The 21,405-nt window shown below is 43.9% G+C and carries 19 protein-coding genes; 4 read left to right on the top strand and 15 right to left on the bottom strand.

The window, feature by feature from the left end:
• Positions 1 to 32: 32 nt before the first annotated feature.
• The gene (locus tag CW749_RS22855) at positions 33 to 2,951 is read left to right on the top strand and encodes an Hsp70 family protein (RefSeq protein ID WP_101114707.1); all 2,919 of its coding nucleotides are present in this window, start codon (positions 33 to 35) and stop codon (positions 2,949 to 2,951) included.
• A 117-nt stretch (positions 2,952 to 3,068) separates the two neighbouring features.
• Here the strand turns inward: CW749_RS22855 and CW749_RS22850 are convergent, their stop codons facing one another.
• Positions 3,069 to 3,389, bottom strand: coding sequence for a heavy metal-binding domain-containing protein (locus CW749_RS22850; protein ID WP_101114706.1), 321 nt, complete (start codon positions 3,387 to 3,389; stop codon positions 3,069 to 3,071).
• 415 nt (positions 3,390 to 3,804) lie between these two features.
• On the opposite strand from CW749_RS22850, the gene CW749_RS22845 reads away from it, so the two are divergent.
• A complete protein-coding gene (locus CW749_RS22845; RefSeq protein ID WP_101114705.1) occupies positions 3,805 to 5,703 on the top strand; it encodes a PhoX family phosphatase in 1,899 nt (632 codons plus the stop codon).
• A 120-nt stretch (positions 5,704 to 5,823) separates the two neighbouring features.
• On the opposite strand, the gene CW749_RS22840 is transcribed toward CW749_RS22845, so the two are convergent.
• Complete coding sequence (locus CW749_RS22840; protein WP_101114704.1) at positions 5,824 to 6,465, bottom strand: DUF6796 family protein; 642 nt, start codon at positions 6,463 to 6,465, stop codon at positions 5,824 to 5,826.
• A gap of 184 nt (positions 6,466 to 6,649) precedes the next feature.
• Between CW749_RS22840 and CW749_RS22835 the strand changes: the two genes are divergently transcribed.
• On the top strand, positions 6,650 to 7,339 hold the full coding sequence (locus CW749_RS22835) for a DNA-3-methyladenine glycosylase I (RefSeq protein WP_101114703.1): 690 nt from the start codon (positions 6,650 to 6,652) through the stop codon (positions 7,337 to 7,339).
• Between the two features lie 41 nt (positions 7,340 to 7,380).
• On the opposite strand, the gene CW749_RS22830 is transcribed toward CW749_RS22835, so the two are convergent.
• The 3 genes from CW749_RS22830 to CW749_RS22820 are packed head-to-tail and all read right to left on the bottom strand — an operon-like array spanning position 7,381 to position 9,209.
• Complete coding sequence (locus CW749_RS22830) at positions 7,381 to 8,040, bottom strand: VTT domain-containing protein (protein WP_101114702.1); 660 nt, start codon at positions 8,038 to 8,040, stop codon at positions 7,381 to 7,383.
• Positions 8,041 to 8,049: 9 nt separating this feature from the next.
• Positions 8,050 to 8,478 (bottom strand): DUF2141 domain-containing protein, encoded by a 429-nt coding sequence (locus CW749_RS22825; RefSeq protein ID WP_237322544.1) that lies wholly within the window; start codon positions 8,476 to 8,478, stop codon positions 8,050 to 8,052.
• Between the two features lie 2 nt (positions 8,479 to 8,480).
• Positions 8,481 to 9,209: an SDR family NAD(P)-dependent oxidoreductase gene (locus CW749_RS22820; protein ID WP_101114701.1), complete on the bottom strand. Its 729-nt coding sequence runs from the start codon at positions 9,207 to 9,209 to the stop codon at positions 8,481 to 8,483.
• Between the two features lie 91 nt (positions 9,210 to 9,300).
• Here CW749_RS22820 and CW749_RS22815 point away from each other — a divergent pair, with 91 nt between their 5' ends.
• Positions 9,301 to 9,834, top strand: coding sequence for a Crp/Fnr family transcriptional regulator (locus tag CW749_RS22815; RefSeq protein WP_101114700.1), 534 nt, complete (start codon positions 9,301 to 9,303; stop codon positions 9,832 to 9,834).
• 49 nt (positions 9,835 to 9,883) lie between these two features.
• Here CW749_RS22815 and CW749_RS22810 read toward each other — a convergent pair whose 3' ends face one another.
• The 10 genes from CW749_RS22810 to CW749_RS22765 form a co-directional block, all read right to left on the bottom strand.
• Positions 9,884 to 10,480, bottom strand: coding sequence for an NAD(P)H-dependent oxidoreductase (locus tag CW749_RS22810; protein ID WP_101114699.1), 597 nt, complete (start codon positions 10,478 to 10,480; stop codon positions 9,884 to 9,886).
• Between the two features lie 314 nt (positions 10,481 to 10,794).
• Positions 10,795 to 12,009 carry an iron-containing alcohol dehydrogenase gene (locus CW749_RS22805; protein WP_101114698.1) on the bottom strand — a complete coding sequence of 405 codons (1,215 nt, stop codon included), beginning with the start codon at positions 12,007 to 12,009 and terminating at the stop codon, positions 10,795 to 10,797.
• Positions 12,010 to 12,219: 210 nt separating this feature from the next.
• Positions 12,220 to 12,465 (bottom strand): hypothetical protein, encoded by a 246-nt coding sequence (locus CW749_RS22800; RefSeq protein WP_101114697.1) that lies wholly within the window; start codon positions 12,463 to 12,465, stop codon positions 12,220 to 12,222.
• A gap of 116 nt (positions 12,466 to 12,581) precedes the next feature.
• A complete protein-coding gene (locus CW749_RS22795) occupies positions 12,582 to 14,735 on the bottom strand; it encodes a methyl-accepting chemotaxis protein (RefSeq protein ID WP_101114696.1) in 2,154 nt (717 codons plus the stop codon).
• A gap of 18 nt (positions 14,736 to 14,753) precedes the next feature.
• Positions 14,754 to 15,947 (bottom strand): ABC transporter substrate-binding protein, encoded by a 1,194-nt coding sequence (locus CW749_RS22790; protein WP_201797030.1) that lies wholly within the window; start codon positions 15,945 to 15,947, stop codon positions 14,754 to 14,756.
• Positions 15,948 to 16,204: 257 nt separating this feature from the next.
• Positions 16,205 to 16,684: a DUF2947 domain-containing protein gene (locus CW749_RS22785; protein ID WP_101114695.1), complete on the bottom strand. Its 480-nt coding sequence runs from the start codon at positions 16,682 to 16,684 to the stop codon at positions 16,205 to 16,207.
• A 12-nt stretch (positions 16,685 to 16,696) separates the two neighbouring features.
• On the bottom strand, positions 16,697 to 17,278 hold the full coding sequence (rimJ, locus tag CW749_RS22780) for a ribosomal protein S5-alanine N-acetyltransferase (RefSeq protein WP_101114694.1): 582 nt from the start codon (positions 17,276 to 17,278) through the stop codon (positions 16,697 to 16,699).
• 2 nt (positions 17,279 to 17,280) lie between these two features.
• Positions 17,281 to 18,822, bottom strand: coding sequence for a transcriptional regulator TyrR (gene tyrR, locus CW749_RS22775; protein WP_101114693.1), 1,542 nt, complete (start codon positions 18,820 to 18,822; stop codon positions 17,281 to 17,283).
• A 181-nt stretch (positions 18,823 to 19,003) separates the two neighbouring features.
• Complete coding sequence (locus tag CW749_RS22770; RefSeq protein ID WP_101114692.1) at positions 19,004 to 20,026, bottom strand: TIGR01620 family protein; 1,023 nt, start codon at positions 20,024 to 20,026, stop codon at positions 19,004 to 19,006.
• Positions 20,023 to 21,402 carry a YcjX family protein gene (locus tag CW749_RS22765; protein WP_101114691.1) on the bottom strand — a complete coding sequence of 460 codons (1,380 nt, stop codon included), beginning with the start codon at positions 21,400 to 21,402 and terminating at the stop codon, positions 20,023 to 20,025. The genes CW749_RS22770 and CW749_RS22765 overlap by 4 nt, the downstream gene beginning before the upstream one ends.
• Between the last annotated feature and the right edge of the window lie 3 nt (positions 21,403 to 21,405).

Below are 21,405 nucleotides of genomic sequence, written 5' to 3'. Positions count from 1 at the left end.
GACTCATTAAAATTAACAGAAGGTTTTGTTATATGACATCTCCTCGTTTTCTAGTCGGAATCGATTTAGGTACGACCAACACCGTCGTCGCATTCTGTGAAATTACCGACAATTTAGAACAATCCAATGTGACGCTTTTCGATATCGACCAGTTAATCGGTCCTGGTGAAGTCGTCCGTAAACCTCTTCTTCCTTCTTTTCGGTATCACCCAGCCGACGGGCAAATATCTCCCTCCGATCTTATTCTCCCATGGGAATCGGTGCGCACTGAAGGCGACATCGACAATGTAATTGTGGGTGAATGGGCGAGAGAGCTCGGAGCGAAAGTGGAAGGGAGACAAGTGTCGAGTGCGAAAAGTTGGCTATCTCATCAAGCGGTCGATCGCCGCTCCGAGATCCTGCCTTGGGCTGGTGCGGCAGACGTCGAAAAAGTCTCCCCCGTTACGGCCAGTGCGAGCTACTTAAATCACATTCGCCAATCTTGGAACTATCGACACCCTAGTAATAAACTCGAAGATCAAGATGTTGTTGTCACTGTTCCTGCATCGTTCGATGAAACGGCTCGTAAGTTAACGCTGGAAGCCGCTGAACAGGCGGGGTTAGGCAAAATAGTGCTGCTAGAAGAGCCGCAAGCCGTCTGCTACGACTGGTATGCTCGCCACCAGCACACTGCATCTGAGGAGCTCAAAACCTTACCACTGATTCTGGTGTGTGATGTCGGTGGGGGTACAACGGATTTGAGTTTGATAGAAGCGAAATTTGATTCCGATGAGCTTGCTTTGGATCGCATCGGTGTTGGTGAACACTTAATGCTTGGAGGCGATAACCTCGATTTAGCGTTAGCGCATCTTGCCGAACAGCGGTTTAGCCAATCCAAAAAGCTCAATGCAGCGAATCTTACCAAGCTAATCCAACAAACTCGTAAGGCGAAAGAGAACCTACTCTCAGCAAACGCACCAGACGAAGTTAAAATCACCATGCTTGGCAGTGGATCCAAACTGCTTGGCGGAACCAAAAGTGTGCAGCTTTCCAAGCAAGAAGTTCATCAAATAGCGCTTGATGGATTTTTTCCGCTTTCCGGATTTGAAGAAGTGCCTGATAAAAGGCGAAGCGCTGTTGTTGAGTTTGGCCTGCCTTATGTCGCCGATCCTGCTGTCAGCAAACACATCGCCGAGTTTCTTACCCAGCACCAGCAAGTATCTTATGCGGCGCTAAATAGAGCCAACAAGCTAAACCTCGAAAGTAACCAAGACCTTGAAAGTAACCAAAACCTCGAAAGCAACCAATACCTCGAAAACGGCGAAGGAACCGAAAAACCAGCCATTCCCGTTGGTTTGCTTCTGAATGGTGGTGTGTTCAATAGTGAACTCGTTACCGAGCGTATTACTCAGCTTTTAGAAAACTGGAAAGGAACGCCTATCACGGTGCTGGATAACCCACATCCAGATTGGTCTGTGGCATTAGGAGCCGTTGCATTTGGCAAAGCCAGAAGAGGCGCACAGCTTAAAATTGGTGGTGGTGCTGCTCGCTCCTACTTTCTTCATTTACCTGAAAAGAACAAAATGGGTAAAGCCTTATGCTTGCTGGCAAAAGGAACCGAAGAAGGTCACGAGATACGGTTAAGTGGTCGACGGTTCTCACTAACACTGGGCGAGCCCGTCAAATTTAACCTACTCACCTCAACTCATGATTCGTTTGGCAATACAAATTCGGGTAGTAACGCTTCGATACAAAATGGGATGATGGTGGATGTCGATCCGGACATTTTTGCACCTCTACCTCCTTACATTTCAACGTTAGAAAGCGAAGGAGCGACGCTACAAGCGAATCAAAAAGAAAGAGTTGAAGTTCAACTGGCTTGTCAGCTGACGGAAGTCGGAACGCTTAAGATGGAATGCGTTAGCACAGAAGACGACAGCACTGAAAACGACAGCAAGCGCTGGAAGCTCGAGTTTGAAGTACGAAACCAACAAGCGGACGATCAAGAGAACAGCAGCTTCCATCCAAATCTCGAAGAATGCAAAACGCTAATCAGCCGAATTTACAGTGGCAATAAAAAGAGCGCTGAAGGCAAAGAAATAAAAACGCTACCAAAAGACCTTGAGAGAAAATTAGGCAAACGTGAAGAATGGGATTTCGCCACACTTCGCCAACTTTTCGATGCTTTTTCTCAAGGCCGGAAACGCCGACGCCGCTCTGAACAACATGAGAAAAACTGGCTACGCCTAGCAGGGTTCAGTATGCGACCTGGATTTGGTGACCCTACCGACTCTTGGCGCATCGAACAAATATGGAGCCTGTATCAGCAAAGTATTCAGTTCAAAAACCACCAAGGCTGGACGGACTGGTGGGTGTTTTGGCGCCGAGTGGCTGGCGGTCTAAGCCAAGAACAACAAGAAACCATCTTGGCGGATATCGCCAAATACCTTCACCCCGGCGCGATGAAGAATCCGCAATCGGCAAAAGCCGCTCAAGATATGGGGTATGAATCCATGGTTAGGCTTTCTGCATCACTCGAAAACCTAGACGTTGAAGATAAGGTATTGCTCGCGACTTGGTACTTGAGTAAGGCGATGAATCATAACCAATTCGAGCAAGCGCACTGGTGGGCTCTGGGCAGGTTGGCATCTCGTACGCCGTTGTACGGCAGTCAGCATAACGCCATTCCAAGAGAACAAATTGAGCAATGGTTACCTAAACTATTGGAGCTGAATTGGCAGAAAGAGCAAATGATTGCCTTTGCCGTCGTTATGATGTGCCGTAAAACAGGCGACCGACTGTTCGATGTGTCAGACGATTACCGAGAGCAAGTTCGAAGCAAACTAAAGCAAAGCAAAGTTCCAGAGTCTTGGATTTCTCTTGTAGAGGAAGTAAAAGAACTCTCAGAGAGCGAGTCCAAGCGCGTATTCGGTGATGCATTGCCCAGTGGGCTAACACTCATAAGCAGTTAATATACCCAACAAAAAAGCCAGCTTAAGGTTTAACCTTAAGCTGGCTTTACAATATTTAGAATCGAGCTCTGTTCATAGTTTGAGTTGAACGTTACTCATACTCCATAAAAATCAAATTCAATCCTGTTTGATTTTAACAGCAGTGCCGAAAACCAAGATTTCTGACGAACCGTCCATAATGGAACTGGTGGTAAAGCGAATACCCACAATGGCGTCTGCATTCAATTCTCTTGCCTGCTGGACAAGCCTTTCGATCGCCGTATCACGAGATTCAGACAACATTTCTGTATACCCTTTTAACTCTCCGCCAACGATCCCTTTTAAGCCTGCCATAATGTCACGACCAATATGCTTAGACTGGACAACATTACCAGTCACCACACCAACAACAGATTCAATTTCTTTACCTGGGATGGTCTCAGTAGTTGTGAATATCATAGGTGTTCTCCTTATCTATACCAAAGTGCTCTGAGCGACACATGCTTTCTGAAATAAAAGTCCTCTGAGTTTATAAGAACTCTCTAAAAATCAAAGGTGCTCGAAAAGTTGTTTGATAAGTGAGTAAAGACTCATATTGAGTATTTCCCTACTAGACGATTTCAATATAACAGCAAACCAATCAATTAGATAGATGGATACTTAAACCCCAAACATCTTTCATTTTCAGCTAAAAGCATCCACAACATCACAATTCTGATGAGTTACACAATAGCGTCAGAAAACTGTCAAGAATCTGCAACGCTCACTACTCACTATAGCGACTCTATAAGAACCTCCGTCAGCTCGCTGAAGCATTTAAGCACATATCTAGAGCGGACGAATTGGGGATAAAAACTGAAAGTAAGGAAGCACTGTGACTCAATTTGACCAACACCACGACCAACGTACACTGGATGAAGAGCCTGAATTCAACAAGATCGTTGAAGCAGCCCTCTCTCGCCGTCGATTTTTGAAAGCAACAGGAGCGGCAGGTACTGTCGGCTTTTTTGCGGCAACACCGTTAAGCCAAGCCATGGCGAACGCTTCTTCTAAACACTCGACTAAAATGGGCTTTGATGCCATTCCTATTTCCACCGCAGATACCATAGAAGTACCCAAAGGCTATCAAGCGGATGTGCTTGTCTCTTGGGGGGATCCTATATTCAAAAATGCCCCTGAATTTAATCAAAGTAGTGGATCCAAAGCACAAGAGATGCAGTTTGGTGATAACAACGATGGCATGACGTTTTTCCCGCTGTCGGATACTCGTGCAGTACTTGCAGTAAATAATGAATATACCAATAACGAATATCTCTACCCCCACCAAGGTAAAATCATTACCGCTGATGACGCTAGAAAATCACAAGCAGCGCACGGTGTCTCTATTGTTGAGTTAATGAAAAGAGATGGTAAGTGGCAAATTAACTTAGAAGGTCCGCTGAACCGTAGAATCACCGCGTTTACTGAAATGGAAATGACCGGACCTGCCGCTGGACACAGTTTACTTAAGACGGCTGCAGACAAATCGGGCAAGAAAATACTAGGGACTTACAACAACTGCGCAAATGGTCAAACACCATGGGGCACTTATCTTACCTGTGAAGAAAACTTCAATGGGTATTTTGCTGCCGAAAAAGAAACCAAACTGGGTGATACTTACAAGCGTTATGGCGTACGTGACAAAGACTGGGGTTACGATTGGTTTAAACACGATGAGCGTTTCGACGTAAGTAAACACCCAAATGAGCCACATCGCTTTGGGTGGGTGGTCGAAATTGATCCTATGAACCCAAATTCCACTCCGAAAAAGCGCAGCGCACTCGGTCGCTTTAAGCATGAAAATGCCGCGCTAATGATCAACGATGACGGACATGCTGTTGTTTACCTTGGTGATGATGAACGAGGCGAACACCTCTACAAGTTTGTGTCAAAGAACAAATATGTAAAAGGCTCCGATGCCAATAAAGATCTGCTGGAAGACGGTACCCTGTATGTCGCGAAATTTAATGGCAAAGAAGGTGAAACCGACGGGCAAGGTCAATGGCTAGAATTGACGTGGGGCAAAAACGGGCTGACACCTGAAAATGGGTTTCCAGATGCCGCATCCGTTATGATCTTTGCTCGTATGGCGGCTACTCAAGTCGGAGCAACCACCATGGATCGCCCTGAATGGGTAGCGGTTCACGCTGACCAGAAATCGGTATTTTGCACATTAACCAATAACAAGTACCGTGGCGTGAGAGAAAACCAGCCGTTGAACGTGGCAAACCCACGAGAAAAGAATCCCTATGGTCACATTATTCGCTGGCGACCAACTGGTGGCGACCACACATCAGATACATTTAATTGGGATATCTACGTACTGGCAGGTAATCCAGAAGTGCATCAATCCGGCTTAATGGCTGGATCGGACAACATCAATAAAGACAATATGTTCAACAGTCCAGATGGTATTGGGTTTGATGTAGCTGGTCGACTTTGGATTCAAACAGACGGTAAATACTCAAATGAAGGTAACTTTGCAGGTATGGGAAATAACCAAATGCTGTGCAGTGACCCTGAAACTGGGGAGATCCGCCGCTTCTTAACCGGACCAATTGCCTGCGAAATCACAGGTTTGACCTTCTCGCCAGATCATAAAACCATGTTTATTGGCGTTCAGCACCCAGGGGAAGATTTGGCGCCATCACATTTCCCAGACGGTGGAAAGAGTATCCCTCGCTCGTCTGTCATTATGATTACGAAAAAAGACGGTGGTGTGATTGGCGCTTAGTCGCTTCTCGAGTGATAGCGCCCTACCTCCTAAAGAAGCGATATTCATCCGCCACTAAAAAACATCAAAGCCTTGCATTGCAAGGCTTTGATGCTTAAAAATCTTGTCGATTCTTTTAACTTACGCTGTAGCCTGTTCCGCTACATATTGCTTGTTACCCACATAAACGGACATAAAGAATATCAGCATCATTATGTTGTACCAGCCTCCACCAATTATGATCATGAACGGTTGAGGCATCACATTCATTAGTGCTGTTCCAACAAACATGAGAGGAAAAGGAGAGAATAAAACGACTTTGCGTGACAGAAGGCTTTGCTTTCTGAGCACCATGTAGATATACAAAATACCGCCAATTGCGTACATACAAAATACAAGGTACATATAAATCACGCTAACATCCCAGCTTTGTTTTAAGGCTTCTTCACTGATTTTTCCTACCATCCCGATATTGGTAAACTGGCTGTGGTATGCGCCACCAATAACAATAGCCAGCGAGAATATAGCAAGTATCGTGTTGCGCATTTTTCCTGCGTCCAACTTAAGAAATACACCAATAAAACCAAACAGGTAAAAGAATGCCGCAACTGGTCCAATCAAGCCACCCAATATCAAGCGTGTATCGCTAACGTCTTTCATTACCATCAACAAGGCGTAAGGTGAATCAGAAAGCGGTTCCGCTGTAAAATACAAAAGCATGTCGCCTATGTACATAAGCACTGCACCTATCATTCCCAAAATAAGATACGTCGACCCTTTCATATTTTTACCCTTTTCTTTGCATGAAGATCTTGACCTCTAACGACAGGTCAAAGACCCTTACTAAGCTGTGTAGTCTTACCTCATCACTCAACATTAAATGCGAACAGTTATCATTTGTACAGGTGTTTTACAAAACTACACTGCATGATTTGAACATACCAGCATGATATTTAAGGATATTTAAATGCCTAGAGAGAAGTTCCAAAATATTTATGAACGTGCAAAGGAAAGAAAAGGCGGTGCTAGTAATCTCGAAAGTTTACTTTCTAAACCCCTAAGCCCAGAAGAGATTGCTCTTATTCCAGACGATCGTTGGCTGGCAGAATTCACGTTAAAAGTATTCCAATGTGGGATTTCATGGAAGGTTGTTAAAAGTAAATGGGAAAACTTTGAGGACATTTTCTTTCAGTTCAGAGTTGAGCCTTTATTGATGTTATCGGACGACGTTTGGGAACAAAAAGCTCAAGATCCGCGTATTATTCGCCATCTAACGAAAGTGATGTCCATCCCAGCTAATGCTCAAATGATATACGAAGCCAGACATGAATATGGCTCCTTTGCAGAAATGGTCGCTAACACGAAAAGCGAATGCATCACCGATCTTTGGATCTACCTTAAAAAGCATGGAAAACGCCTAGGTGGTAACACGGGCCCTTATGCTTTGCGTCAGCTCGGTGTAGATACTTTTATCCTATCTTCGGATGTTGAATCACACCTAAGAAATACGGGGGTTGTAACCAGCGGAAACCACACGAAAAGCGCCTTAAAAGCCGCCAACCATGCCTTTGCACAGTGGCAGCAAGAAAGTGGACGCAGCCTAACTGAGATAAGCCAAATCATTGCTTATAGCTGCGGCGATAATCGTGTGATTTAGTCCATAGCTAAATACCATGCATTGCTAAATTCTGTACATTGTTAAGCAGCCGCACTACGAAGTTTAAACCTTCGGAACAAATACCAGCCTAACCATAAACCAGACGTGAGTAATGCGGCGGTAATAATGGCAGGCTTAGGGTTATCGAGAGAGCTTATAGATCCCGAATAAACAGCGATCAAGCAATATGGAATGGTGCTGAGTGACCAAGCTGTAATAAAACGTGAGAATGACATTCCAGTCATTCCAGCGAGACACGCTGTCACCTCTGGCAATATCGGCACCGCTCTTGATAACAAAATCATAGTAAAACCGTGGCTCTGAAATGCGGCTCTCACTTCTAGAATTTTTTCCTCATCTTTGACAATAAAAGCCAATATTCGATGGCCGTATCGTTTTCCCAAAACAAAACCAATACACCCCGCAAGCATCATTCCAAGTACGGCTGCGAGCGCACCATACCACTGGCCTAAAAAATAGCCCGACAGTATGGTGATCGTTAGCGTCGGCATCGCGACAAACAAATCAGCAAAGAGCAGTAATATTGTCATTCCTCCTACGTAAATAGGTGACAAGGATTTCGCGTACGTCAGCCAAGATTCAATTTGCTCAATACTGAGTACACCCGCGACTTTTAAAATGATAAAAGTAGAGGTAAATATACTTGCCACAATCAGCATAACTTTGATTAAAGATGTCATTTAAACCTCCTATGGATACACCATTTCAATGTTCACACCCGACTCGAACTCGGATCTCACTAGCTTGGATTTCTTATATACAGGGGCACCAGTGAGCGACACCTTTTGCTTCTTTGAAAAACCCAACCCTTCAGCGGGGTAAATACCTGTCCAATTTTTCGTCACTTTTCCATCTTCGTCCTCATCGTGGAGTATTTTGATCGCGATTTCTTGCTGTGGAATATCGAACGTAAAAGACATAGCTGTACTAAGCTGCGATTGGGTTTGAGTTTGCAAAGCCTTTGCGTGAATTTTAGGGAAACCATCTTCACCAAAAATGAAGACAATAAGATTTCCTCCCCTATCAACATCTATACCAGTCACGTTTATCTCGATACCACTTGCCTCTGAAATGGTTCCCATTGTTAAGCCTCCTATCAGCCCTATCATTGCTTTCATGGTTATGCTCGCTTCATCAAATTTGCCGCGGCTCCTGGCGACAAGCGCATTAGCCACCGTAGTAGTTTTACTTTTCCAATATCGTTGTCTTCTATTTGCTTCTCTATCCCTTCAATTAACCGATTGGCTGCCTCTTCCGAAGTCAGTTTTCCGCTCCCTCGACCATCCGTCATCTTGGTTTCGACCAAAGGCATGAGTGCTTGCAACACTTGAACATTGGTATCCTCTAGTTGGTATCGAAGCGACCGAGAAAAAGAGTTCAACGCGCTCTTAGTGGCGCAATATATGGCGGATGTTGTTTTAGGCATAAGAGCCAATCCGGAATTGACGTTGAGAATGACCGCCTTAGGGGCGTTCATTAGGCTTGGCAAAAGCAAAGAGGTTAAACAACATACAGACGTGAAATTTGTGGTGATCTCTCGCTGAATATTTTCGTATTTGAAATTCTGGCTTGTAAAACTCGGGGTATATTGCACAGCAGCATTGTTAATGAGTACATCAATCTTTTTATGGTCTTTGATGATGGAGCTGGCGATCCATTCAACGGAACTGATATCTGATAGCTCAGCCTGATACGTTGCTACATTAAAATCTGCCGATAACTTCGCTAGCTTTGCTGCATCTCGACCAATGACTATTAACCTGTTTCGCTTACTCAACATACGCACTAAATCGAGCCCAATACCCGATGTTCCGCCAGTAATGATGATCTTTTTATTTGTTAATTCCATTTACTTCTCCAATTCAACTGAATGCATTAAGCTTCATGAAAAGGACTTTAGAGCTTTGCCAGCAGGCGAGCGTTAACCTGGGTTAAAAGTGATGAATTTTTTGAGTTTTATTGAGCAAAACGGTACAGCACTGCATAAAGAAACGGGTGACCACTTATTTAGGCAAGGAGATTCCGACTCTTCTATGTACGTCATCAAAGAGGGGATGCTTAAGGCCTACTACATAACAAGCGAAGGCAAAGAGACGATAAAATCCTTTCTGCAGATAGGAGATGTTATTGGGAGTATGTCGGCGGCGTATGCACAGATGCAAAATACTTTTAGCTTGATTTGCTTAGAGCCGTGTACATTAGTCCGATTTGATTTTAAAGCGCTGCATTCTGCCAGTTTGACCGATCAAGAGCTGTCTAAAGATGTCATAGAGATATTGCTAAAGTTCGCAATGAAAAAAGAGCAACGTGAAAGGGATTTACTGTGTTTATCCGCACAGCAACGTTATGAAAAGCTTCTTGAAACTTCACCTGATTTGATTGAAAAAGTGACCCAAAATGATATTGCCCGATACCTTGGCGTCACCCCTGTAGGACTTAGCCGGATTAAGCATCGCGTTATGGAAAGTACATAACGCCATACTTCGGGCTGGAGAGCTAAACTCGTTTGATTCTAGACCTTATCTACATGCCGTAGGTAAACTCTTTGCCCGCTTCTAACATATCTCGATGGATTGGCGCTAAAGCATGTGAGTATGCAGAAAGTAGAGACATGGTGTAATTCGCACGCTTACCAAACGCTTCATCGGTGCAGTTATTTTCTTCGTCTAAAAGTTCTTGGCTATTTCTAAAGATAAGGTGATCAGGCAAAAAGCAAACATGATTGTTTTTGCTCCCACTCAGCCTCAGTTCACTGATGGGATACACACCATTGATGCTCACGGTGACGCTAACAAGTAACGCGGGTTTATGAGCCAATTCATTGGCTGTTGTCAGCATTAAAAAGTTCTTTATTGCTGGGGTTGCCATTCCATGCCATTCAGGTGTAATAAATACAAATGCGTCTGCTTCTTTTAGTTCAGCAGCAACGTCACGCCACGGCTGCCACTCTTCGCTGCCCTGCCATACGCCTTCATTCCACATTGGTAAATTGAGTTCATGAAGGTCATACACTTTGGCTTCTTCAAAGTCATGCTGCTGACTGAGAGATTTAAGAAACTTCCCTACTTTCAAACTTTGCGACTGTGCTCGATGGCTTCCAGATATGATTGCTAGTTTCATGCTTCTCTCCTAAACACTTTCTGATTCTAACTGGATTAATATATCTTCACATTAAGATTGTTTACATTAAGTTAATTATTTAATCAGATCAACTCCCTTTACAAGTTTTATGTAAAAAATGGAAAAGAAGCCTTGTGAAGGAGTGAAACGCGAACGTATGCCCCAATCACCTAAAGGTGCTAGGTAGCGAGTGCAACTTAGAATGGGAAATGGAATAGGAGTTGAGCTGCCTTTAGAACTAGGCATAAATCACTTCAATGCCAATTCTGGAATCGGCAAAAATTATACTCAAGCTTGTGCTTAAGAAAACGCTTCTAAGTCGATGGGAGAAGTTTATGAATAAGCAATTCGCACTGATGCTGGTTCATCTGTTTAGGTATAGGGTAATTCCATTGTGCCTCGTACAATGCCGCTTTTGCGATCTCCGGAATATCTTCATCCACCAGTTTATCCAGCTTTTCAGGTATATGAAGTTTTGACTGAAGACTTTGAACATACTGTATAAACGCTTGGGCTTTCATCCTCTCGGTGCTTTTGGGCTCACTGACATGAATAAGATCTGCAAGTTCGGCCAGCTGCTTGGTCACCGCCGGTTTAGAAAACTCTAAGACATGCGGCAATATCACGGCATTCGCTAACCCGTGAGGCGTACCGTACTTAGCCCCAATGTTATGTGAGATGGCGTGAACATAGCCAAGGCTTGCTTTCGTAAAGGCTAAACCAGCATAGTATGAAGCAAGCGACATATTCTGGCGAACCGCACTGTTCTGACCATAGATAAAGGCTTTTTCTAGGTTCTCGTGAATTAGGGTGATGGCAGCTTTTGCGTACCCGTTCGTTTCATGGCTCGCATTTACTGATATGTACGCTTCAATGGCATGAGTTAACGCATCCATACCAGTATGAGCGGTAATATGTGGAGGCAAACCCATTGAGAAAGCAGGATCCAACGAAACCAGCATAGGAACCAATTTCGGATCCATTAGTGGTGTTTTTTGATGAGAAATCGGATCAGAGACTACCGCTGCAACCGTAACTTCAGACCCGGTGCCCGACGTTGTGGGCATAACAAAAAGTGGGGCTGGCGCACGCCAAACTTTGAGTAACCCAGTTAAGCGTTTGATGGATTTTTTATTGGTCACCCTCGCCGCGATGACTTTCCCACAATCGATTGGGGAGCCCCCTCCCAATGCCAATATTCCTTGGCAGTGGTCACGTCGATATTGTTCCAAACCGAGTTCAACCTGATCGTATGTTGGATCTGGTGTGACTTTTTTAAACACCGAGTATTCGACGCTGGCTCGCACCAATTCAGATTCCAACTTTTCCAGTAGGCCAGATGAACAAATCCCCTCATCAGTAACGATAAGAACACGCTTAATGCCAAGTAATGAAATAGAGTGACACAGCTGCTTGTGCGAATCCTTTCCTTGAAACAGAGTCGGCTTTGGGATCGGAATAATGTCAGCTGCGAATTTCAGTGCTTTTATATATGCCTTATGCATCAAAAATAGTAACTGGGAACGCATGAGATTGCCTAATTTGGAAGCTTTATGACAAGTCTAGGCAATACAAACAGTTATCTCTACTAGGAAAAGTCAAATTCGAGAGGGAGGTGCAATGAGAATGAAGCTTAGGTCTATATTCGCTGTGTTGAGAAAGAAAAAACCAGCTATCTTCGTAAGCTGGTTTTATTCATTAATATAGTGATACGCCTAAAAGTAAGATTGATATTTGAATCAGTGCTGTTCACCCGTTGGGTTGGCACCAAATACTGACTCACTATAAATATCTGACAACAATTTAGGTCCACGATTTAGTTTGTTTTCCTGCGCTGCTTTCAAGCGTTTCTTTCGAACAATCGCTTCTTCTTTCGCCATTGCTTTCAATGCGTCTTCATGCTCTTTTGCAGCCTTGATAAATTCGGGATCAGCCAATGCTTGCTGACGTAATCTGTTCACCCTTTCCATTGTTTCCCACAACATACTCAGCCCTCCTATAAAAACTGTATACACATACAGTATAGAAGTTTGAAAGTACGAGTCAAGAAAAAGCTGTTTTTTTATACAGTAAAAACCAGTATGCGTAATACGCTGCTATGTTATGACGCTTGGCACTTAAACTGACCGACGAGATCTCTTAAAGATCCGCTGAGTTGATTTAAGCTCTCACTCAACTCGTCTACATTACCTGCGCTCACCAGTGATTTTTCTGTGTTCCCTTGCATCACACTGATACTTTCTTGGACACTTTCAGAAGCGTTGACCTGCTCGCCTACTGCTCGGGAAATGTCCGACGAGCGATGAGCAATTTCTGTAATTGAATCGACACTGACGTTCACTGAATCGTTAGCTTGATTGACTAACTTACTAACCTCATCCGCCATTTTTACCGCTTCATCGATTTCTTTTGCGGCATTCATTGTTCCTTGCTGTAAATCTTCAATAATGGTTCCGATTTCTTGTGTCGACTGCTGAGTTCGTCCTGCCAAACTTCTTACTTCATCAGCAACAACGGCAAACCCCCTTCCATGCTCTCCGGCGCGAGCCGATTCAATTGCCGCATTAAGTGCCAGTAAATTGGTTTGCTCAGCTATTTCAGAAATAACCCCCAATACAGAGCTAATCGAATCAGATCGAGTTTTCAGCTCTCGCATGACTTGATCGGCATTACCCATAACATCATCAAGCCGCTGAATATTGGCCACGACACTTTCCAATTCTTTTGAAGACGATTTCCCGTTTTCACGGGCGACGTTTGATGCTTCATCTGCTGAACTAATATTGGTTTTAACCTGCTCAACGACCAAGAGCATTTTCTCCATTGAGGAGGAGACTTGTTTAGTTTCGACATCCTGCTGAACCACCAAGTCACGAGAATACTTGGACTCATCCACTAATGTATTTACCGACTTATCTAGGTGCTGGGTCATGCTTGATACTTCGACAATCACTTTCTCAATGCGACTGACAAAATGATTGAATAAATCGCCGATCTTTCCGAGCTCTTTGAGTTTCGATTTCTCTAGCCTAACCGTTAAGTCCGCTTCACCTTGCGCAATTTGTTCTAATGCATCCGACAAAGACCTAAGTGATCCTGATATGAGTCGAACGACGGTAATACTGATGAGAATGGTGAAAAGTATCACCACACCACTAACCACATTTAATATCAGCTTGTTTCTTTGCAATACGAGCGTCGCAGACTCTAACTCTTTATCCTTAAGGTCATTTACGCTGCTAGAAATTTCTTGAAGTTTACTGCTTAAGATTTCCCCAGTACGGTTCACTTCCATCACTTCTCCGCGAATTTTCTCGCCGAGTTCAATGATGTGGCGCTTGAGGTAAAATATGGATGCTTTGTCATTAAATGCGATCAATAAAAATTGGTTCAAAAGCGCTTCCAGCTTTTGATATTCCTTTTGATATTTATTGATCTCATTAACATAGCCATTAATCGAAGACATTTTCTTGTTAATGCCATCGAGTATCTGCTTAACTTGGTTCGCCTGAATAATAATAATGGTATCCACTTGCTCAGCAGCTGCCGCTTTCCAAACCAACCCACCTAATGCGGCAATATCAAACCGCAGCTTAGACACATTATTTTTTGCCACGACAGCGCTACTACTCAGTGATTCATTAGAGTACTTGATTAAGTCTGCGACCTTTTTAGGGTCGTCTGCCAATGTTTTACTTTTTAGCGTTCGTTTTAGCTTCCTTTCATTTCTTTTTATCGCAAAAGCGATTTTCCCGTCCAAGCTATCTATGGCACTTTGCAGATCTTTCTGCACAACGCTAAAACTCGTGATCTTTTCTCGAAGCATAAACTCATCTGCAAGTTGTTCTCGCTTTTCTGCCATCAAAAGATTTGTTTCTTCAATATCGTGCTTAAAAGACGCCTCTAGAGAAGCGCGATCGATTAACCCTGGTATCGCCACTTCGAATTTATCCAGCAGAAGTTTAAATTCTTCGTCTGCATGAGAGATATCAGGTAGGTTAGTCAACTCCTCACTTTTCAGTGAAGAGAGGATGGTGGTTGTCCTCGAAAGCAAAGTGAACACAGATTCTTGAGCCAGCCCCATAGACTCTTGTAGAGTCGACATCGTGCCCAACTTCTGCTGCCCAACTTCACTCCGCTGCATTGAATACAGGGACATTGTCAGCAAAACAGCAATCGCGATTAAGCTGGTTCCCGATAATAAAAAGACAAGCAGCTTTATTGATAATTTTGCATTCACTTTACTCGAAGACATACACCACCTCACTTACGCTTACAGTTCGCTCCAGTTCAGTTTCACGAACTGACCACCTTTGATCTGAGTCGGCCAAACATCGTTACTCGCCTGATGATGAGTCGCATCTAACATGTTTTTGGTTCCGATCCCTAAATCAAAATTACTTAAACTTTGGATACCATTAACGATGTCTTCTGAGTTCAAGATACCTGACTTGCTTTTTATTCCATCCACAAGAATTTTTGCTGCAAGGTAACCTTCTAGTGCCAAGAATGAAGGCGGAACTGAATTGTTGTAACTGGATAGGGACGCTCTAAACTCATTGACGGTGGGTAAATCAGCTTCGTAGTGCGGTACGACTTGAGTGATAATGACGCCTTCAGACTTCTCTCCTAGCTCTTTCATCAAAGACACACTGCCGACAAACGAAACGTTTAGGAACAGAGCATCGGGTAACTCTTCTTGAGCCAAAGAGATAAACTCTGCGCAAGGCTTATATGCACCAACCATAATGATGGCTTTCGGTTCTACTTCTGCATCTAAAACCGTGATTAACCCATCTTCTACGTTTGTGGTATTTCGCTCATAACGACCATGAGCAATAGAACCAATGTCTGTAAAACCATGAGATTTAAGTGCGCTCACACCGCCGTTATAACCCGCATCGCCATACCCGTCTTTTTGAGTAAAAAATGCGATTTCTTCTGGCTTGATGCCGCTACCGAGTAAGCCATCAATCATTGCGGCTGTTTCTTGTGCATAACTCGCCCGGTAATTAATAATATATCGGTCTGGAGGGCTTTGGCGGAGTAAGCCAGCACCGGTTACGGCTCCTATGAGTGGCACCTTCAATTCGTTAGCGATGGGTACGGTGACAACCGCGGTTGGTGTACCAACATTGCCGATCATAGCAACCACGTTGTGATCGTTTATCAGTGCTCGCGTATTGTTGGCTGCTTTTCCAGGTTCATAACCGTCATTAATTGCAATTAACTCCAGTTTGTTGCCATTTACGCCACCAGCATCATTAACCATCTTAAAATAGCTTTCGACACCCGCTTTCACATTGGTACCTAAGCCACTAGCAGGACCTTCCAATGCTGTGGACATGCCCACTTTTATGGTGCCTGCGGTACTTCCAAATGCCACTAAAAGGCAACCTAACGATACAGCGAAAGAGACAGAACCAAGTCTCGTTAACTTGGACAGAAAATGTTTCCTAACTAGCATTTTTAAATCCCCTTATTTTTATTATGGGTAAAATCAACCCTAAAAATAATGCTAGTTCTCTTTCTAAGATGATCCACCATTTTGCGAGTCAAATATCAATTTTTTACATTACATATGACTTATCAATACATTATGGGTGTTAGTTTTTTACTATAAAGCTCACTTTCTTTCACCATTTCTCATATTGAGAAATTTCAAAGCCAAAAAAACCGCCATGAATGCATGGCGGTTTCTTAAGTTCAAACTCTAAAGGTTCATCACGGCTTATTTCGATAACCCACTTTTACGTTACCATTCCCGCTAAACCAAAGTGCTTCATTGCGACGGCGAGCAATTAAGATCGGTCCGTCATCATAAAAAAGGAAATTCTTCCAGTGTCTCTTAAAGAATACCCATTTTGTCTCAATGACGTTGTACTTCTCGTAACAGAAATAGACGGTGACATCATCTTGCCAATCAATGTGTTCCAAAACTTCAGCGGGCAAGTCTTCTATATCGGAATCCCAATCTTGCATCCAATCGACTTCATGTAACCAATTACTTGTTTTCATTGGCCAGTCTTGAGAGCTAAGACGTTCAGAGTCAGGGCTTTGAGCACTGATATTTTCTTTCCAAAGCTGCGCCGCTCGCGCTTGTGTCATGGGCTTTATATGGCTCAGTTCTGCTTCAGGAACAGGCATCGACTGATGGGTAAAAATCCATTTGCGTTGATAATCATCCAAGGACAAATAGGACATGTGTTTCCTTTATTAATTAGAGTAATCTGGCTTTTCGCGCCAGTTAGGATTAATCAATGAAGTTAGGTTGTGATCTCGCCACTTACCGTCAATAAGCAAGTAATCTTTTGCCGTCCCTTCAAGTTGAAAACCTAGGTGCTTCAAAACCCCTTCACTACGCTGGTTAGTAGGGATGTAAGCGGCCATAATACGATGCAAATTTTGATTTTCAAATAGCCAATCGCAGGATATTTTGAGCGCGGTTTTCATCACGCCTTTTCCTTGATGATATTCTGCAACAGAGTAACCGACATTACATGCATGAAAAGGGTGACGAGATATATTGCTAAAAGAAATTGTCCCCATCATTTCGTCCGTTTCTTCGTCGATGATAAGCAAGTAAAACGCCAATCCCATCCGATGAAGCTCATGGAGTTTTATTAATCGCTGTGCCCACCCATCTTCACGAAAGAATGCCTCTTCGCGTTTAGGCTCCCACGGTTTCAAATGTGCTTTATTTCTTCTGAAATATTCACTGATTTTTTTTGCGTCACCGGGTTCAGCTGTACGCACAATCACACCGTTGCAAGACGCATGCATTATGAATGAACTCATGACTAGGGCTTCCTAATTCCGTAATCGCGTAATTTGTTAGCAATGGATGTATGTGACACATTCAAGCGTTTGGCCAACTTGCGACTGGAAGGGAATGATTGGTATAAGTTTTGAAGAATTTGAGACTCATAGGACTTCATGATCTCGTCGAGCGATCCATCCATATTAATGCCGACAAACGCATTAGATTGCTCAATTGATGGAAGTTCAAAATCATCAATTTGAAGCGTATCGCCGGATAATCGAGTCATCGCTCTTAGAACCATATTGTCGAGCTGACGAATGTTACCCGGCCATGGATACTGGCTGAGCTCATCGAGTGCACTTTCACTAATGGCTGGTTTGTTAATCCCTAATTGATGGGCGTATTTAGATACAAAGAGATCCAACAAGGTGGCTACATCCGCATTGCGTTCTCTTAAGGCTGGGATATGCAAACTTAAAACGTTAAGGCGATAATACAAATCTTCACGGAAAACGCCTGTTTCCGTTAATTCAACGAGCATTTGCTTGGTAGCAGCAATAACTCGAACATCAACATGCACTTCTTTTTCTTCACCAACGCGACGAAACGTTCCATCTTGCAAAAAGCGTAAAAGCTTAATTTGCAGGTGCGCGCTCATTTCTCCAATTTCATCGAGAAAAACCGTTCCGCCATTGGCTTGCTCAAATATGCCTACGTGCCCTGCTTGATTGTTAAACGTCCCTGGAGCATGACCAAACAGCTCGGTTTCGGCTACATCATCTGGCATTGAAGCACAGCTTAAAACAAGAAATGGGTGACTCGCTCTTTCTGAGCGGTTATGACATGCTCGCGCCAGCATCTCTTTACCCGTACCTGTTTCACCTTCAATAAGTAATGGTTGGCTCATAGTGGCAAGTTTTTTGGCTTGCGCCATCAAGCTTTTATGTCGATTTGAGCTGCCTACAAAGTGTTCAAAGCCTAGGTTATTGCTTTCCGACAAGAAAGGATCGCTTTGCACATTTGGTTGTTGGTTTTTCAACGTGACTACCGCACTGGCTAAAACCGTATCGTTAGATTCGCCAGTAATGTACACCGGCATCACCTCTAGCGTGTAATCTAGACCATTGATGACAACCGAGTCGCGAAAGCGTGCACTGCTCTCTTCTAGCCAGCGAGCAAAGTTGAATTGCGGTATGTAGTGACCTATCGGTTCATCGATGAGTTCTGCACCTTGATGAAAAAACAAATCATGGGCTGAGTGGTTTGCGACGTCTATGGTGCCTTTTAAGCTCACAGACAAAACAGGATCAGGCAAATTAGCCAACAACGCCATGAGCTCCGTGCTTTGCCTTTCACTTGGCATAAATTGGATTTTTCGCACATCTGTAACGCCGCTTATTAAACGGATTTGTGCCATGAGGTCACGGAAATCATCAAATTCGATTTCAGGGCAATTGAGGTAGATGATGCCACGACGATCGATCTCAATCCCTCTGAGGTCGATTTCTTTGGTCGCGAGGATACCCAGCAACTCACGGGTCAGACCTAATCGATCTTCACATAAAACTTCTAAACGCACTCTGGAGTCCATCAAGGTGTCAGGAAAAGTTGACACCAAGTCTGGGACAAGCACGAAAGACAGTCAAGAGGACTCCCCAAAATTGAGAGTTCTTAAGGAATTAGCGGTGCTGTTTGCTGGTTCTATATACAAAAAACGCAACAATCATCTCGAAAGATCGACAAAACCCAGTGGAACTTCCTTAAGAAGCCAATTTGGAAATACGCGAAACAATGCCTTTTCTCACTTCTCCGAGCTTGATCTTGTCGCTCGCTTGCCAGCGTAGTGGACGCAGTAAAGACATAGCTCGAATACCGAGCCTAGCAGTCAGTAAACCGACCCCAATACCTTGGGCTGCACGGGTAGAAACCTTCCCTGCTAAATCCATAGAAAGTAGATCCATACTCGCGTCGGCAACCAGCTCCGTTGCCCCTGCGGCAGCCATGTTTACTAAAACGAGCTTTAGTAATTTGATGCGCGACCAATACCCTAGCTCGACACCGTACAACTTTGCGAGATCATCGATTAATTTAAAGTTTCGCCAAGCCACCAAAAGCATATCAGCGGTGGCCAACGGGCTCACTGCAACAAGCAATGCCGATTCGCTTGCCGAACGAGTGATAAGATCTTTTCCTTTCTTATCCAGTTCCTTAAGCACAATACTGTCGTACATTTGCAGAACTTCTTGATCACTATGGTTGGCGTTAATCGCGTTTACCCAACGATCATACGAAGGTGAAAGTTCATCTATTCCAGCTTGCTTAGCGATAGAAGTGCAAAATGGTTTCGCTTTACCAATTTGGTCGGCATCGTAAATAGCCTGCGCATTATCTTGAGTAGAGAACTGGTGGCGAAGCTTTTTCAGTTTCCAAAGCTCTTTTCCAATAACGCCAATACCTATAGAAGCGAGTCCTGCAACAAAAGCAGACCAACCAAACGCCAACCAGTCTCCTGATTGAAAAGCCGTTAAAAAGGTATCGACCGTTTGCCAAGCAACCAGCCCTGTAAACCCTGCGAGTATTCCTGCGACTCCCCAACGCCCTTTAGTCGAGGGCTTAATAACGGATTCTAAATTCTCGTCGTTCTCTGATTCAACCGTCACTTCAGCAGGCACAAATTTGGACTTTTCATCAAACTGAAGGTGCGCATTGAGCTCCCTATCTGCTTGCTCATTTTCACCGTCTAAAGATTCGTTAAAAACGCGTTTGGGTTTGAATTCACTCATGCTAGTTTGTCCCCTATCAAGTATTGCAACGCTTTATCCATCCGAACGTGATTCAATGGTTCGCCCTCCCCAACCTGCGAAGGTCTGAAGCTTTGAAAATCAAAGGAATGCGTTGCCCAGTAGCGCTCGTCGGGTAAAGTACGTGGCACTTCACCGGGATAAAGCGTCATCGCTTCACCTGAAAGGAGCGTGCCTTGTATTGCAGGGCAGTTGTCGTCACCAGTACCAACAAACCCCGTTTGCGTAGCTTGTATCGATGCTAATGTCATACAACTCATATCTATATTTTCGAATGCGGCGTGTTGCCATGCTGGGTGTACCATTTGTTTTAGCAATGAAGCTAAATTGGCATGCTGATCGGGTGTGACGTGATCAGACTTTGTTGCCGCAAAGAGTACTTTGTCTATTTTGGTTGAGAAAAGGCGTCTTAGCAGATTACTCCTGCCATATTTGAATGATCGAAGAAGCTGCTCAATCGCCCATTTCATATCATTAAAAGACTCTCTTCCAGCATTTAAGGGCTGTAAGCAATCCACTAGTACAATTTGCCTATCAAATGTTGAAAAGTGCTCTTTATAGAACGCTTTCACCACTTTTTGCTGATATTCCTGATAACGCTGCTTTAGCATGGAATATTGGCTGCCTTTCAAGGTGTCATCAATATTGGAAAAATCTTGCAATGGGAAGAATTGTAATACGGGTGCGCCCGCTAATTCTCCAGGTAATACGAAGCGCCCGGGTTGCACCCAATGAAACCCTTCATCTTTGCATCGGTGCAAAAACGAGGTGTAGCTAGCACTCAGTTCAGCCAATTCCTTTTCATTAGCGTCGGCATTAGGTTCAAACCTTTCCATCGCGCGAAGCCATTCTTGCGCGAGTGCTTTCCGAGCATTTTTCATCGATTCAAACTGCGACTGACTCCACTCTTCAAAACTCATTTCAAGAAGCGGTAAATCCAGTAACCATTCGCCTGGATAATCAACAATATCCAAATACAACGTTGCCGTACTCGACAGGTATTTCATCACACCTGAATGCGGGCGATATTTAATGGCCAAGCGAATTTCACTGACGTCTCGTGTCGGTTTGGGCCATTCTGGAGGAAGAGTTTGAAGCGAGTCTATGGCATCTTCATAGCCAAAACGAGGAACCATGAGATTCGATTGAGGTACGCGCTTGGCACCAACAAGTCGATGTTCTTGCGAAACTGCCAATAAGGGAAGATTGTCGTGGGTAGACGAATGAAGCAGTTGATTGACCAACGAAGTGATAAAAGCCGTTTTGCCCGCTCTCGAAAGACCAGTAACCGCCAGTTTTACGTGTCTGTCCATTCCGCGATGGACTAAATCATTGACTTCTTGGGTGATTCGTTTCATTCA

Origin of the sequence: Vibrio sp. vnigr-6D03 (assembly GCF_002835515.1) — a bacterium.
Classification (GTDB): Bacteria; Pseudomonadota; Gammaproteobacteria; order Enterobacterales; family Vibrionaceae; genus Vibrio; species Vibrio penaeicida.
Note: the sequence above shows the minus strand (reverse complement) of the source record. Positions and strands in the feature narration are given on the sequence as shown.

Coding starts and splice junctions, on each gene's coding strand:
- CW749_RS22795 (WP_101114696.1), bottom strand. CDS start 14,735: ATGTCTTCGAGTAAAGTGAATGCAAAATTATCAATAAAGCTGCTTGTC.
- CW749_RS22850 (WP_101114706.1), bottom strand. CDS start 3,389: ATGATATTCACAACTACTGAGACCATCCCAGGTAAAGAAATTGAATCT.
- CW749_RS22765 (WP_101114691.1), bottom strand. CDS start 21,402: ATGAAACGAATCACCCAAGAAGTCAATGATTTAGTCCATCGCGGAATG.
- CW749_RS22835 (WP_101114703.1), top strand. CDS start 6,650: ATGCCTAGAGAGAAGTTCCAAAATATTTATGAACGTGCAAAGGAAAGA.
- CW749_RS22815 (WP_101114700.1), top strand. CDS start 9,301: ATGAATTTTTTGAGTTTTATTGAGCAAAACGGTACAGCACTGCATAAA.
- CW749_RS22840 (WP_101114704.1), bottom strand. CDS start 6,465: ATGAAAGGGTCGACGTATCTTATTTTGGGAATGATAGGTGCAGTGCTT.
- CW749_RS22810 (WP_101114699.1), bottom strand. CDS start 10,480: ATGAAACTAGCAATCATATCTGGAAGCCATCGAGCACAGTCGCAAAGT.
- CW749_RS22825 (WP_237322544.1), bottom strand. CDS start 8,478: ATGAAAGCAATGATAGGGCTGATAGGAGGCTTAACAATGGGAACCATT.
- CW749_RS22855 (WP_101114707.1), top strand. CDS start 33: ATGACATCTCCTCGTTTTCTAGTCGGAATCGATTTAGGTACGACCAAC.
- CW749_RS22800 (WP_101114697.1), bottom strand. CDS start 12,465: ATGTTGTGGGAAACAATGGAAAGGGTGAACAGATTACGTCAGCAAGCA.
- rimJ (WP_101114694.1), bottom strand. CDS start 17,278: ATGAGTTCATTCATAATGCATGCGTCTTGCAACGGTGTGATTGTGCGT.
- CW749_RS22770 (WP_101114692.1), bottom strand. CDS start 20,026: ATGAGTGAATTCAAACCCAAACGCGTTTTTAACGAATCTTTAGACGGT.
- CW749_RS22805 (WP_101114698.1), bottom strand. CDS start 12,009: ATGCGTTCCCAGTTACTATTTTTGATGCATAAGGCATATATAAAAGCA.
- CW749_RS22820 (WP_101114701.1), bottom strand. CDS start 9,209: ATGGAATTAACAAATAAAAAGATCATCATTACTGGCGGAACATCGGGT.
- CW749_RS22790 (WP_201797030.1), bottom strand. CDS start 15,947: ATGCTAGTTAGGAAACATTTTCTGTCCAAGTTAACGAGACTTGGTTCT.
- CW749_RS22785 (WP_101114695.1), bottom strand. CDS start 16,684: ATGTCCTATTTGTCCTTGGATGATTATCAACGCAAATGGATTTTTACC.
- CW749_RS22830 (WP_101114702.1), bottom strand. CDS start 8,040: ATGACATCTTTAATCAAAGTTATGCTGATTGTGGCAAGTATATTTACC.